The organism is Clostridiales bacterium (assembly GCA_017569285.1).
Taxonomy (GTDB): domain Bacteria; phylum Bacillota; class Clostridia; order Christensenellales; family Aristaeellaceae; genus Aristaeella.
Genome location: CP069419.1, coordinates 2319644 through 2334025 on the forward strand (window position 1 = coordinate 2319644; position 14382 = coordinate 2334025).

Annotated in this window: 9 protein-coding genes; 5 read left to right on the forward strand and 4 right to left on the reverse strand. The window is 60.2% G+C overall.

Features of this window, described 5'->3' with window-relative positions; genetic code table 11:
* The first annotated feature begins 46 nt into the window (after positions 1–46).
* A complete protein-coding gene (locus tag JNO48_10025) occupies positions 47–1123 on the forward strand; it encodes an aminoglycoside phosphotransferase family protein (protein QTE67534.1) in 1077 nt (358 codons plus the stop codon).
* Positions 1120–2532 (forward strand): phosphoglucomutase/phosphomannomutase family protein, encoded by a 1413-nt coding sequence (locus JNO48_10030; protein ID QTE67535.1) that lies wholly within the window; start codon positions 1120–1122, stop codon positions 2530–2532. The genes JNO48_10025 and JNO48_10030 overlap by 4 nt, the downstream gene beginning before the upstream one ends.
* 71 nt (positions 2533–2603) lie before the next feature.
* Here JNO48_10030 and JNO48_10035 read toward each other — a convergent pair whose 3' ends face one another.
* Together JNO48_10035 and JNO48_10040 are read right to left on the reverse strand one after the other, a co-directional pair.
* Positions 2604–3209, reverse strand: a complete 606-nt coding sequence (locus tag JNO48_10035; protein ID QTE67536.1) for a hypothetical protein — start codon at positions 3207–3209, stop codon at positions 2604–2606.
* A 22-nt stretch (positions 3210–3231) separates the two neighbouring features.
* A complete protein-coding gene (locus tag JNO48_10040) occupies positions 3232–4026 on the reverse strand; it encodes an inositol monophosphatase (protein ID QTE67537.1) in 795 nt (264 codons plus the stop codon).
* A gap of 106 nt (positions 4027–4132) precedes the next feature.
* On the opposite strand from JNO48_10040, the gene JNO48_10045 reads away from it, so the two are divergent.
* Positions 4133–5026: a hypothetical protein gene (locus JNO48_10045; protein ID QTE67538.1), complete on the forward strand. Its 894-nt coding sequence runs from the start codon at positions 4133–4135 to the stop codon at positions 5024–5026.
* Positions 5027–5132: 106 nt separating this feature from the next.
* Complete coding sequence (locus JNO48_10050; protein QTE67539.1) at positions 5133–6326, forward strand: L-serine ammonia-lyase, iron-sulfur-dependent, subunit alpha; 1194 nt, start codon at positions 5133–5135, stop codon at positions 6324–6326.
* A 70-nt stretch (positions 6327–6396) separates the two neighbouring features.
* Here JNO48_10050 and JNO48_10055 read toward each other — a convergent pair whose 3' ends face one another.
* Positions 6397–7227 carry an AraC family transcriptional regulator gene (locus JNO48_10055; protein QTE67540.1) on the reverse strand — a complete coding sequence of 277 codons (831 nt, stop codon included), beginning with the start codon at positions 7225–7227 and terminating at the stop codon, positions 6397–6399.
* 126 nt (positions 7228–7353) lie between these two features.
* Entirely contained in the window at positions 7354–10935 is a 3582-nt protein-coding gene (locus JNO48_10060) for a family 43 glycosylhydrolase (GenBank protein ID QTE67541.1), read from the reverse strand.
* A gap of 307 nt (positions 10936–11242) precedes the next feature.
* Here JNO48_10060 and JNO48_10065 point away from each other — a divergent pair, with 307 nt between their 5' ends.
* Positions 11243–14245, forward strand: a complete 3003-nt coding sequence (locus tag JNO48_10065; GenBank protein ID QTE67542.1) for a glycoside hydrolase family 2 — start codon at positions 11243–11245, stop codon at positions 14243–14245.
* The last annotated feature ends 137 nt before the right edge of the window (positions 14246–14382 follow it).

Consider the following 14382-nt stretch of genomic DNA (forward strand, 5'->3'; position numbering starts at 1 on the left):
GGCGGAAGCCCGGCGGGAACGGAAACCGGAAACAGGAGAGAAAGACATGGAAGAAATCATTCGGCTGTTCCGGACGGAAGGAACACCGGTCCGCTGCGTACCGCACGGATCGGGGCATATCAATCAGACCTGGCTGGTGGAGACCGACCGATCCCGCCGGTATATCCTGCAAAAAGTGAATACGGCCACATTTCCCGACGCGGACGGGCTGATGCGGAATATCATCCTGGTGACCGGACACCTGCGGAAGAAGGATCCGGCCCCCGGGCATGTGCTAACGCTCGTGCTGACGGCGGACGGGGAGTACTATATCAAAAAGCCCGGGAATGAACTCTGGCGGATGTATGATTTCATCAGCGGCGGCATCTGCCTGGACCGGGCGGAGAACCCGGAGGATTTCCGGCTGAGCGGCACGGCGTTCGGGCGCTTCCAGCAGCAGATGGCGGATTTTCCCGCGGGGGAGCTGACGGAAGTGATCCGCGGTTTTCACGATACCCCCGCAAGATACGCGGCGCTGCACCGGGCCGTCCGGGAGGACCGGGCCGGCCGCCTGGCGGGCGTTCGGGAGGAAATCGATTTCTGCCTGGAACGGGAAGAAGGCGCGGGCCTGATGGTGTCGATGCAGCGGGCGGGAGAACTGCCGCTTCGGGTGACGCACAATGACACGAAACTGAACAACGTCATGCTGGATGAAAAGACCCGGCAGCCGCTGTGCATCCTGGACCTGGATACGGTGATGCCCGGGCTGGCGGGCAATGATTTCGGCGACGCAATCCGCTTCGGCGCATCCACCGCGGCGGAGGATGAACCGGACCTGTCCCGGGTGCACCTGGACCTGAAACTGTACTCGGCGTTTGCGGAGGGCTTCCTCGGGGCCTGCGGAAAGGACCTGACCGAAGCGGAACTGGAGACGCTGCCGGACGGCGCGCGCTTGATGACACTGGAAAGCGCCGTGCGCTTCCTGACCGATTACCTGGACGGGGACGTATATTTCCATACGGCCCGGCCGGAGCATAACCTGGACAGGACGCGGACCCAGACTGCCCTGGTGGCGGAAATGGAAGCAAATGAAGGCCGGATCCGGCAGATGATGCGGCGGATCCGGATGGAGGAAGGCATATGATCCGGTTTGGAACAGGCGGATGGCGGGCAGTGATCGGGGACGAATTTACAAGGGAAAACATCCGGCGCATCGCGGCGGCACTCGCCCGGCGGATGCAGGCGGAAGGCTGCGCGGAACAGGGAATCTGCGCCGGCTATGACCGGCGGTTCCTGAGCCGGGAGGCGCTGATCTGGTTCTGCCAGGTGCTGGCAGGCGAGGGAATCACGGTTTATTTTGTCAACATGAGCTGCCCCACGCCGCAGGTGATGTTTACCGTAAAGGAAAAGAAGCTGCCCTACGGGGCAATGGTCACGGCCAGCCATAACCCGGCCATCTGGAACGGGATCAAGCTGTTCACCGCGGGCGGCCGGGACGCGGCCATAGAGGTAACCGAAGCCATCCAGGAGACCGCCAACCGCCTGAAGGATGAAGAAATCGGGGAGATGGATTTCGAGGAAGCGAAAGCGGCGGGAATCATCCGGATCATTGATCCGCGGGACGCCTACCTGGATTCTATCCTGAAGCAGGTCAATACGGAGGCCATCCGGAAGCGCAGGCTGCGGATTGTGCTGGACCCGATGTTCGGCGTCAGCCTGACCGGGCTGCAGACGATCCTGTATACCTCCCGGTGCGATATCGACGTGATCAACGACCGGCATGACGCATTCTTCGGCCGGCACCTTCCGGCACCGAACCCGGACACCCTGGTGGACCTGCAGTACGCGGTGAAGGAGCACCGGGCCGACGTGGGCATCGCAACGGACGGAGACGCCGACCGCCTGGGCATCATTGACGAGAAAGGCAACTACATCACGGCGAATGAGACGCTGGCGCTGCTGTACCTGTACCTGCTGGAGCACAAAGGCTGGAAGGGACCTGCGGTGCGGAACATCGCCACCACCCATATGCTGGACCGGATTGCGGAGGCGCACGGCGAGAAGAGTATCGAGGTGCCGGTCGGCTTCAAGTATATTTCCGCGGGGATGGAGGAGCATGACGCGCTGATCGGCGGCGAGTCCTCCGGCGGCCTCACGGTGCGCGGGCATATCGCCGGCAAGGACGGCCTGTACGCGGCCAGCCTGCTGGTGGAGATGCTGAGCGTCTCCGGAAAGAAGCTCAGCGAGCTGGTGCAGGATCTGTATGACCGGTACGGCGAGATGCACTCCGCGGAGTATGACTGGGCGCTGACCGTGGAAAAGAAGGAAGAAATCCGCCGCCTGATGATGGAGGAAAAGAAACTGCCGGACTTCGGGAAGCAGGCGGACAGGGTCAGCTATATGGACGGCTGCAAGGTGTATTTCCCGGACGGGTGGGTGATCCTCCGCTTCTCCGGCACCGAGCCGCGGATCCGGATTTTTGCCGAAGCGCCGACGGTGCAGGAAGCGGAAGCCCTCGTGCGGACGATGGCTGGCTTTACGGGACTGGCGTAAAACAATAACCTGGAATCTTCCGGACAGTAAAGGACCCGGGAAGCAGCGCTGCTTCCCGGGTCCGTGCTTTTTTATTCAAACGTCATCAGGCCGAAATCCTGCGGCCGGTGGAAGTCCGGCGTTTCGGAGGCGACCGGGTTCCAGGCCAGGTAATGCTCCTGCCGGGTCAGGTCGCCGCATTTATACACATTGGCCCGGAGGTTTCCGGTGAAGGTGAAGTCCGGCCAAAACAGCCGGAGGAACGAAAGCGGGATCCGATAAAAAACCTCCCATCCGTCCGGAGTTTTCAGCGGGCGGATCGCGAACAGGGTATCCATATCCCTTCGGTACAGGACGGTGCGGTCACCGCGTCCGCGGCCGAACCCGGCGTGCAGGCAGCCGTTGGGATTGATTTCAAAATTGAAGTACCGGTCTTCGTTCTCCGGCATAAAGAAGAACTCCAGGCAGCTGTCCCGGAAGACTGGGGAGAGGGGAGCGGTATACTCCGCACGGATGTTTTCCTCCACTGCGCGCAGGTGCACAAAAAGGAACTGCGCATCGTAGCAGAACTGCCCGAAGGCGCGGATGCCGCAGTCCGGCTTCCAGAGGATCCGGCCGGCTTCCAGCTCCGGAACGGCCGCCCAGTCCGGCTCTCCGGCAGCGGACCGGATCCGGTAGGGATTTCTGATCTCATCCATATTCCTGTTCCTTTTCACAATCTTATAGCTTTTGATTCGCCGCGGAGGGAGACATATACCGGTCAAACACCGCCTGGATTTCATCCGCGATGGCCGCACTGGACGCCAGGATGGCGGCGGGACGGTCATAGCGCATTTCCACGGGCTCCAGCGGCATGGAAACCACCCCGCCGGCTTCCCGGACGATGAGGCTTCCGGCCGCGTAATCCCACGGCTTCAGGTTTAGCTCGAAGAAAGCGTCGTGGCGCCCGCAGGCCAGGTAGGCAAGGTCGATCGCGGCGGAACCGCTCCGGCGGACGTCGGCGCAGGAATGCAGGTACGCCAGGGCCAGCTCCATGCTCTTTTCCGCCAGCTCCGTATGGTACGGGGCGGTGCCGAACGCGACCAGGGCTTTGTCAAACGGGGTTTCGGAAACATGGATTTCCTTTCCGTTCATGCTTGCCCCGCGGCCGGCTTCCGCGTAGAACATCTCCTGCATGTAAGGCTGCCAGATGAGGCCGACGGCCGGTTTCCGGTTTTCGCACAGCGCGATGGATACGGCGCTGCACCGGTAATCATGGATCAGGTTGGTGGTTCCGTCCACGGGATCGACGATCCAGGTCGGCGCGTCGGTCAGGGCGCCGTTTTCCTTCTCCTCCCCGATGACCTGGGAGCCGGGAACCAGGGCAAGGAGCGCCTGCTGCAGGTACTCCTCCACCTCCCGGTCGACATTGGTGACGAAATTCGCGTGGCCTTCCTTCTGGTCAATCTGTGAAAGGGACCGGGCGGAAAAGAAATCCCCCGCGGTCCTCGCAATCTGCATCAGTTGTTCGCGCATCGTGTTTCCTCCGGTTTCCTGTATCGACAGACTATTATACCATGCCGGCGGGCCGGTGTGGTATAATCAACGGGCATACCGGAACAAAAAAAGGAGAGGAAAGCGGATGCAGGCTGTATATCATCTTCCGGGACTGTTTGAGTTTTATGAATTATACCGGGTATTCCTGCCGCTTTTCCGCGAACACCGGAACTGGTTTTATGACTGGTGCACCATCGGCTCGGTTTACGGCGCGCCGGCCGGCTGCCGCTGGGACGGGGGCCGGGCCGGATTCGGGGAGGCAAAGGCAGGGGACGCGGCAGGGCTGATGCGGGAATACGGCATCTCGCCCCGGCTGACCTTCAGCAATTCCCTGCTGCGGGAAGGGGACCTCGCTGACCCGGAATGCAACCGCCTGTGCGCCCTGTTTGAAAAAAGCGGGCCGGTGCCCGCCGGGGTGATCCTCACCTCGGACCTGCTGCTGGATTACCTGCGGGAGAAGTATCCCGGGTTCTACTTCGTTTCCTCCACGACCAAGGTGCTGGATAATTTCCGGCAGCTGGAGGAAGAACTGAAACGCCCGGAGTTCCGCTTCGTGGTGCCGGATTTCCGGCTGAACAGGGAGCTGGAACGGCTGATGGCCCTGCCGGCGGAACTGAAGGGCAAGGTGGAGTTCCTGTGCAACGAGGCGTGCTGGTTCGACTGCCCGGACCGGAAAGCCTGTTATGAGAACGTGTCCCGGAAGAATCGGGGAGAAAACTGCGAAGATCATATCTGCGTATCCCCGTATGCAGACAGGGGATACCGGTTTTCCGACGCGATGGAAAATCCCGGATTCATCGGCATCCGGGAGATCCGGGACAACTATATGCCGAACGGGTTTTCCCACTTCAAGATCGAGGGACGGAGCCTGGGCAGCGCGGTGATCCTGGAGTTCCTGCTGTACTATATGACGAAGCCGGAATACCAACTGCGGGTGCGGGAGGAAATCTACCTGGACAGTTCACTGGACCTGTTCTGACGCAAGAAAAATGACAGCCGGGAGAATACGGGCATCTGCGGCCGGATCTGTGGTATAATGGAACCGGAAAGACAAATGAATAAAGAAAGCCAGAGGTATTCATCCGATGAAGAGCATCCGCAGCGTATACAAGATCGGCCATGGTCCCTCCAGTTCCCATACAGTCGGCCCTTATAACGCCGCCAGGCGATTCGGCATGCGGCATCCGGAAGCGGACGGTTTCCGCGTGACGCTGTACGGATCACTCGCGTTCACAGGGGCCGGACACGGAACCGGGAAGGCCATCCTGTCCGCACTGCCGGGGGCGGAAATCCGGGTGGATGATACCCGGAAGGACCTTCCGCATCCGAATACCATGCTTTTTACCGCTCTGAAGGACGGGCAGGAAACTGAAAGCGTGCGGGTCTTTTCTGTGGGCGGGGGATCTGTCCGCTTTGAAAACGAGCCGGATGATGAAGAACGGGAAGTATATCCGGAGAAGAACCTGACGGAGATCCTGGAAGTGTGCCGGAAGAGGAACCTGACGCTGACGGAACTGATCCGTGAGCGAGAGGGGGAAGGACTGCAGAAATACCTGGCGGAATCATGGCAGGCCATGCGTGAAGCGGTTCAGCGCGGTATCCGGGCGGAGGGAACGCTTCCCGGCGGACTGAATGTGCAGCGGAAAGCCAGAATCCTGTTTGAGAAACGCTGCTACAACGAGAGCGCCGACGTGACCATGAACCGGCTGATCGCGGCTTATGCATATGCGGTGAGCGAAGAGAACGCCAGTGAGAATATCGTGGTCACGGCGCCGACATGCGGCAGCTGCGGTGTGATTCCGGCCGTGTTCTACTATATGCAGGAAGACCGGGGCTTTCCGGAAGCGGAGATCCTGGACGCCATTTCGGTCGCTGCCCTGGTGGGCAATGTGATCCGGACAAACGCCAGCATATCCGGAGCGGAATGCGGATGCCAGGCGGAGATCGGAAGCGCGTGCTCCATGGCCGCGGCAGGACTTGCGGCCCTGTACCGGCTGAACCTGGAACAGACGGAATATGCCGCGGAAATTGCGATGGAGCACCATCTCGGCCTGACGTGCGATCCGGTGAACGGACTGGTGCAGATTCCCTGCATTGAGCGAAACGCGGTTGCCGCCATGCGTGCGATCAGCGCGGTGAACCTTTCCCGCTTCCTGTATGAAACGCGGAAGATTTCGTTTGACACGGTCATTGACACAATGTACCAGACCGGGAAAGACATGGATGAAAAGTACCGGGAAACTTCCCACGGAGGGCTTGCCCAGCTGTACAAAATCTGAGCGGGGAGAAAAACAAAAACGAAGCCGGAAGGAGAAATCCTTCCGGCTTCGCTGTGCCTGCCGCCGGCGGTTACGCCCGGTTCAACGGCACCCAGATGTACACCTTCATATCATCGGAGCCTTCTTCCGGGGGAAGATAGACCTCAATATCATACTCCCCGGCCAGGGTGTATCCCTGCAGCGCCGGAAGCCATTCCGACCAGATCTTCGTGTTGGTGTCCTGCAGTGTTTTGATGGTGCAGGGGAACTGCGCCCACAGGCTGCCGGGGATCACCCGGGTTTCGCAGCCTTCCGGCACATCTTCCCACGGGAAATAGAGATCCGCGATCCAGTAGTCAAAGTCCTTTCCCTTCATGTCGATGCATACGCCGAAGGTGCCCATGATCGGCCGGTCCTTTCCCTGGGCCAGCCACTCATCCCAGAACTTCGGGATCTCCTGGTAGCTGGTGTCGGAATTGAACGGCCGTTTCACGCCGACAATCGTAAACGGTGCTTTTTCAACAATACGGTAATCCATCATACTGCCGCCCTCCATTGTGATTTTGATGTGCAGCGGGGCAAACGACCGCAGGGACGCGCCGGGTTCCCGGGCCATGGACGGGGAAACGCCATGGAAGCGCAGGAAAGCCTTAGTGAAGCTGTCCGGGGAATCATAGCCGTACTTCAGCGCGACGTCGATCACCTTCGCACCGGTCCGGGCCAGTTCCTGGGCGGCCTGCGACATCCTGCGCGCACGGATGTATTCGCCGACCGTCATTCCGCACAATGCGCCGAAGATCCGCTGGTAATAGAAGGGAGACAGCGCCGCTTTCCCGGCGATCTCCTCAATGTCCAGCGGGTCGGTCAGGTGCTCCTCGATAAAGTCGATTGAATGCTGGAGTCCTTCAATCCATCCCTGCATGGTACTCACCTCCGTTGCGCAGTCAGTATAACAGGACGGGAAAACGGATGCCCGACTTTCCGTGCCCTCATGGAACGGGTGGGGGAAATGGATCAATGAAACGGGGAAACGGTCAATCCCGCTGCGTTATCCGACAATGATCCTGGAAGAAACGGATGCCCGGACCAGGTCTTCGGACGCGGAAAGGCCGAAATAGGGCGTTCCGTCCGGCCGGAAGTGCACCCGCCGGATTCCGTCGCACCGAAGCATTTCGGTCAGGCTGGTCTCCGCGTGGTAGGCGATCATCAGTTCACCGTCGCTGCCGGTAAAAAAGGAGTTGTGGCCGGGACCGTATTCGCCGTCCACAGAATAGAACGTCAGGACGGGAGTGATGCTCTTATTCCAGGAGCGGAGGTCCAGCAGGTCGCTGCCGGAATCCGTGGTGAGCAGGCCCAGCGCATAGGTGTAGCGGTTTGCGGAACCGCCGGAGTAGGTCAGGAAAACCTTTCCGTCCCGCAGGAAGGCATACGGCCCTTCGTTGTTGATGGTTCCGGCGACGTTTTCCCAGCCGAGCAGCGGGCGGGTCAGCAGCACCGGATCGCTGGTAAGCCGCCAGGGCTCCCGCTCATCGATAGAGGCGATATACAGCATGGATCCGGAATCCAGCGGCGTTCCGATGTGCTCACGGTAGGACCAGACAACATAGGAACCGCTTCGGGCGCCGATATAAGTCATGTCCAGGGTGATCGCGGCATCCGCCAGCGGGCTTCCGTCTTTCCGCACCACGCGGACCGGGTTTTCCCAGCCGTCCGGATCGGTGATCCGCCCGGCTTTTTTCTTTTTCATCATATGGCACTGCGGACCCCATTCATGGCCGCTGACCGCGAACAGGATATACAGTTCACCGCCGATCACATGGAACTCCGGCGCCCAGAAGGTCTGCTCAAAACCGCGCTCCGGACTGAACGGAAGGATCAGGTGTTCCGTGATTCCCTCCGCAAAGAGCCCTTCGACGGTTTTGGCTTCCCGGACATAAAGGCCGATATCATCCAGGTTGTCATTGGTGGAGATGTAGTACCATCGGCCTTCCCAGCAGAAGATTACGGGATCCCCGTACCCTTCGGCCAGCGGAAAGCGGAAGGACTGCTGGGAAACAGTTCCCTGCGCGGTGCAGGTGCCCGGCCGGTCAAAGCAGACGGTATCCGGATCCCAGGCGATCTCCTTTTTCCGGACGGAGCCATCGCTGTACCGGATGAGGGCGGGGACGCGGGCCAGGTCCTGCATGCTTTCCGCGCGGATCTCCTCCGGGACGCCCGTTCCGGTATGGACAACCGGACTCCAGAAGCGCAGCGCGGTTTCCGCCAGGGCGCGGCTGACGGCCAGGGAGCCGGAGGTACGGCCGGAAGGAAGCGCATCCGTGTCCACCAGGCCGGCCGGTTCAAAATGGACCAGGTCCCGGGTTTTCCACAGGAGCAGTTTTCCGGCGGCGGTTTCGTCCGCATCGCCGTTTTCATAAACCCGTTCGCCGCAGATACCGATCGTGCCGTCCTCCAGGCGGAAGATCCCGGGGTTGCGGACGCCCACGGGGACGATCGTATTGCGGTCGGAAATCCGTCCTTCCGCAAAGAGAATACCGTAGTTTTTGTTGAAGGGGACCATCTCGGTGTCTTCCGCCTCAAAAGCCAGGTGGATGCTGCGGGCCAGGCCTTCCGGATAGCTTTCGGCACTGACGGGCCGGGTGTATACATGGATGACGGCCCGGTCATCCTGCCACGTTTCCCCGGCCAGGCCCTCCAGGATGGAACCGCATGCCCAGGGCATCAGCGCGAACCAGGTGGAAGCCGGGGAACCGTCCGGCCAGGTTTCGGTGAGCAAGCCTTCGCAGTGGCAGAAGCGTTCGGACATCCATCCGGTTTTCCCGTAGCCGAATTCCCTGTCCCGGGTGTTGTGGCACTGGCAGCTCCACAGGACGGTGTCTTCCAGGCGGCTGCGGACATACGCGTCCTCCCTGAAACGCAGGTAATACCGCATTTCGTCCATCACGGAGGAGGACATCGGGTGGATATGCGGATTGGTGACGGAAGTGATGCTGCCGCCGCAGCTGGACCAGCCGACGGTGCTGAGCGGCGGCACCCGGACCGGCGAATTGTAACAGAACTTGAAAAGGTATTCATAGTACAGCGCGTCCCGCAGGTGGTTCAGCAGTTCCTCCTGCCCGGCGCGGCCGTCGGGTTGATCCGCACACCGGATTTCGTGCAGGTTGCGGACCGCGCGGATATAGGCCAGGATCCCTTCGGAATCGATATTTTTGTCAATGTCCAGCGGGCCGCCGTAGCATTCTTCATGCCGGACATAGGTACCATGGTACCATTTTTCGCTTTCCAGCAATCCGGGGAGGTAAGCCCGCTCCCCGGTGAGGCGGCAGTACATCGCAGCCGCGGCCAGGCACCATGCGCCGGAGAAGGAGTCGTATTCCAGGCCGGCGCCGGTTTCCTCCGAAAAGATGTAGGGGTACTCGCCCGTGCTGCTGCGGCTTTGCTCCGTGCGGGCGATCACATCCCGGGCGAACGCGAGCCAGTCGGGATGATCCGTGCCGCATGCTTTTTCCAGCTCGTATGCCTTCAATACCAGGTAAACGCTTTGGCCGACCAGGTAAGCCGCATGCCCGGGAACCGGCTGCTTGTCATACCACCAGCCGCGGTTGCTCCACCGGCCGTCCTGTTCCGCCGTGAAGGGCAGGCCGTTCCGGCTGTTCACGCAGCTGCGCACAATATGGCCGATACAGTCCAGCGCCTGGGCGCGCATCGTTCCGTCCCCGAGGCGGCGGGCGGACATCAGCATCGGCACCGCGGCTGAGAGGCCGTTTGTCCACGAGACAGAGGGGAGAAGGCGGTTTTCGAAATGAGTGCCCCGGTCAAACACAAAACCGGAATAGCAGTGGGCATCCGGAATCCAGGCATCCCGGGAGATGGCGGAGGCGATGTCCCGGACGGTTTCATAGACGGAGCCGGCCCTGCGCGGCGATTCATGCCAGAGCGTGTAAACCTGCTTCAGGATGCTGTGGATTTCCCGTTCGTCCCCGGCCGGGCAGTCGAAACAGTACAGGGTAACGTCAACGGATTCACCCCGGCGGAGAATGAAGCAGTTTTCATCCGGCTGCCTGCGCGGCAGGATATGGTGGGAATCCACAAACAGCCATGGCGCGTTTTCATAGCCCAGGGTGTACCATACTTCGCCGTCCGCAAGAGAACAGCCGAATCCCGCGTACTGGTCAAAGTCCCCGCAGGATCCGGGCTGCCATGCGGCGCGGTTCCCGTCCCGGCGGATATAGTACGGCGATGCGGAAATGCCCCGGACCCTTCCGTCCAGGAACATCAGCGCGCAGGGATGGGAAAGCCGGTCGCTGCGGACCATCCACCAGGGAGAGGCCGGGAAGCCGCCGTCCATCCGCAGGCGCGGCGTTTTGCTGTCGGTTACCAGGGGCGCGCTGCCCCGGTTGGTGCCGAACATGAACCCGGGCAGGTAAAAACGGGCGGAAGGATCCGGGCTTTCCGCACGCATGGCGATCCGGATCACACCGGCAAAGTCAGAATCGGCCGTGACACGGATTTTCACTTCCGCGGGGCTGGCAGGTTCCGGCCGGGTCATCTCCCAGCGGAGGGAATGCCGGCTGAGCGGTTCGTAAGCTTCCGGCCCGCCTTTTGTGCGGGCAGCCAGTCGGAGGTCCATATGCGTCACCCTGCCGGCGCGGCAACGGCAGTTCCGGGAATGAAAACGGGAGCCGCCTGATTTCCCGTAATCAGCCGGGATCCCGTCCCGGCGGTTATGGATCGATTGAGTGCTTTTGAATGCCTGTATTATACCGGAATACCCGCATGATTCCAAGTATTATGGCGGGATTTCATGCGGAGGGACGAAGTGAAAATGCTGCCCGGCCTGCGGGAACGGGCTTTTTCTGCTTGCCCAAAGCGGCCTGTACCGGTTATCATAGGCACAGGAATGAAAAACGGCCGCGGGCCTGAAAGAGGATACGGATATGCAGAAATGGGTTCATGAAAATCCGGAAATACTTCATATTGGAACGCTGGAAGCCCGAAATGAGTTTACGCCTTTCGCTGCCGGACAGGATCCGTTCCGGCCGAAGGAAGAATCGTCTCTTCGCATGTCCATGAACGGGCAGTGGGATTTCGCGCCTTTTGAATCGCCTGAAGACGCGCCGGAGGAGTGGTGGCTTGCGGAGCCGGTGCGGAAAATGCCGGTACCCGGGAACTGGGAGATGAACGGGTACGGAAAACCGGTATACGTGAATATCCGTTATCCCATTCCCTATGACCCGCCCTACGTCCCGCAGAAAAACCCCACCGGCGTCTACCGGCGTTCCTTTTCCGTACACCTGCAGCCGGGGGTCCGCTGGCTCCTGAATTTCGAGGGAGTGGACAGCTGTTTCTACGTCTGTATCAACGGCCGGTTCCTTGGTTACAGCCAGGGAACCCACAATACCAGCGAATTTGACGCGACGCCGCTCCTGGAAGAAGGAATAAACGAGCTGGCTGTGATGGTGCTCAAATGGTGTGACGGAACCTACCTGGAGGACCAGGATAAATGGAGGATGTCCGGTATTATTCGGGACGTATTCTTTCTCCTGCGCCGGGAAAAACAGATCCGCAGGTATGAGATCACCCAGCAGGTCCAGGGTGGCCAGTGCCGGCTTCGGGTGAAATGGCAGGGAGAAGCGCCGGTCACGCTGGAACTGTCGGATCCGGACGGCCGGCTGGTTGAAAAAGCTGAGAACAAACAGAAGGAACATGTATTTCATATCTCTGCCCCCCGTCTCTGGAACGCGGAAGATCCGAAGCTGTATTCCCTGGTCCTGCGGACACCGGAGGAAGTGATCGGGGAGCGTATCGGCATCCGGACGCTGGAAATCCGCCGCGGGGTTTTCTGCGTCAACGGGCAGCCGGTGAAACTGCGGGGTGTCAACCGGCATGAGAGCCATCCGGTCACCGGCGCATATGTTACCCGGGAAGACATGCTGCAGGACCTGTACCTGATGAAACGCTTCAATATCAACGCCATCCGCACCTCCCACTATCCGCCGAACGCGGAGTTCCTGCGCCTTTGCGATGAGCTTGGGTTTTATGTAATCGATGAGGCGGATATCGAATCCCACGGAAGTGTGGAAGCGTCCCTGACCACGGATCATGATTTCGATTATTCCGGGATTGCGCTCCTGGCTAACCGGAAAGACTATGAGGAGGCCATCCTGGACCGGATCCGGTGCATGGTGGAAAGGGATATCAACCGTTCCTGCGTGGTTTTCTGGTCAATGGGGAATGAGAGCGGATACAGCCTGGCGTTCGAGCATGCGCTGCGCTGGGTCGGGCAGCGGGATCCGTCGCGCCTGCGGCACTACCAGAGTATCCATATGCTGAAAGGCGCGCCTGTGCCCAATGAAAGCGCGGACGTGCTGGACATGGTTTCAACGATGTATGCCTCGCCGGAACAGATGGAGAAGTTCCTTCACAATGGGAGCGAAACCCGCCCGTACTTCCTGTGCGAATATGCCCATGCCATGGGGAACGGCCCCGGGGGAGCAGAGGCATACTGGCAAAAGATCTACGCGAATCCGCGCCTGATGGGCGGCTGCGTGTGGGAATGGTGCGATCACGGAATCCGGATCGGAACGGAAGCGGACGGAACGCCCGTTTACCGGTATGGCGGGGATTTCGGCGAGCAGAACCACGACGGGAACTTCTGCATCGACGGACTGGTATTTCCGGACCGGACCCCGCACCGCGGCCTGCACGAAATCGGACAGGTTTACCGCCCGGTCCGGGTGGAAAAGAAAGGAAAGCACTATATTTTCCGGAATATGCTGTCCTTTACCGCCGCGGAGGAGGTCCTTTCCTGCCGCTATGTGATGGAACAGGAGGGAATCACCTGCGGAGAGGGAACCGTTGCCCTGCGGCTTCCGCCGCTGGGAGTTCAGGAAGTGATGCTGCCGGAGAACACGGCCGGCAGCGGAAGGACGGTATGTTTCTTCTTTGAGGCAGCCCACAGCACGCCGTGGCGGAAGCAGGGGGAAACCGTCTGCTTTGAGCAGGTTCGCCTGTCTCCCCCGCGGGCCCGGATTGAAAAGCCTGCCCTTTCCGGCGGGGCTCTCCCGGAAATCCATGAGGATCCAGCCGGGATCCGGGTCCACGCGGACCGCTTTGAATACCGGATCAGCCGGGAAACCGGGCTTCCGGAATCGATCCTCCTGGACGGAAACGAACTGCTTCTGTCCCCGGCACGCTGGAACGTCTGGCGCGCTCCGACGGATAACGACAGCCCGTTCCGGCACAAATGGGAACGCTTTCACCTGTATGACCTAATCCCCCGGGTGTATGAAATCAGCCCGGAGCGCCGGGAAGACGGCGTTGTGATCCGGACAAGGTGCTCCCTTGGATGGCAGAGCCATATGCCGCTGATCCATATTTCATACCGGCTGACGATCCACGCAAACGGCGCCCTGGAAATGAAAGCGGACGCGCAGGTGGCGGAAGGCCGTCCGCCCCTGCCCCGGTTTGGACTGGCTTTCCGGCTGCCCGCCGATATGGAACAGGCGGAATACATGGGATTCGGCCCGGGGGAAAGCTACGCGGACAAAAAGGAAGCCAGCCGGTGGGGGATGTTTACGGAAAAAGCGGATGAAAGCAGGGAAAAGCATATCCGTCCGCAGGAATCCGGCGCACATACCGGATGTACGCTCCTGGACGTTGTGGGAACGTCCGCTGGCCTTCGGATCATATCGGACGCGCCCTTCTCCTTCCGGCTGACCCATTATGACCCGGAAAAGGAAACGGCTGCAAAACACCGGGATGAACTGCAGCCGGAAAAGGAAGTATATCTGTTCCTGGATAAGGCGCAGGCGGGAATCGGCACAGGCAGCTGCGGACCGGTTCCGGCACCGGAATTCCAACTGGCAGGGAAAAACATGCAGTTCCGTTTTTGCATGGAACCATATACACGCGTCGAGCATGGGGAAAAGGATAAGTGAAGCGGAAAAACTGCCCGGCCTGCGGGGCCGGGCAGCGTGATGAGTGAAAAGTGAAAAAGGAGAAACCCCAGGAAACTCATGTACAAGTTTCCTGGGGTTTTGATTTACTTTGCGGTAATGTGCGGTACTTGATCGCA

Excerpts from the sequence above, each read along its gene's own strand:
- JNO48_10025 (QTE67534.1), top strand. The coding sequence starts at position 47 with ATGGAAGAAATCATTCGGCTGTTCCGGACGGAAGGAACACCGGTCCGC.
- JNO48_10030 (QTE67535.1), top strand. The coding sequence starts at position 1,120 with ATGATCCGGTTTGGAACAGGCGGATGGCGGGCAGTGATCGGGGACGAA.
- JNO48_10035 (QTE67536.1), bottom strand. The coding sequence starts at position 3,209 with ATGGATGAGATCAGAAATCCCTACCGGATCCGGTCCGCTGCCGGAGAG.
- JNO48_10040 (QTE67537.1), bottom strand. The coding sequence starts at position 4,026 with ATGCGCGAACAACTGATGCAGATTGCGAGGACCGCGGGGGATTTCTTT.
- JNO48_10045 (QTE67538.1), top strand. The coding sequence starts at position 4,133 with ATGCAGGCTGTATATCATCTTCCGGGACTGTTTGAGTTTTATGAATTA.
- JNO48_10050 (QTE67539.1), top strand. The coding sequence starts at position 5,133 with ATGAAGAGCATCCGCAGCGTATACAAGATCGGCCATGGTCCCTCCAGT.
- JNO48_10055 (QTE67540.1), bottom strand. The coding sequence starts at position 7,227 with ATGCAGGGATGGATTGAAGGACTCCAGCATTCAATCGACTTTATCGAG.
- JNO48_10060 (QTE67541.1), bottom strand. The coding sequence starts at position 10,935 with ATGGACCTCCGACTGGCTGCCCGCACAAAAGGCGGGCCGGAAGCTTAC.
- JNO48_10065 (QTE67542.1), top strand. The coding sequence starts at position 11,243 with ATGCAGAAATGGGTTCATGAAAATCCGGAAATACTTCATATTGGAACG.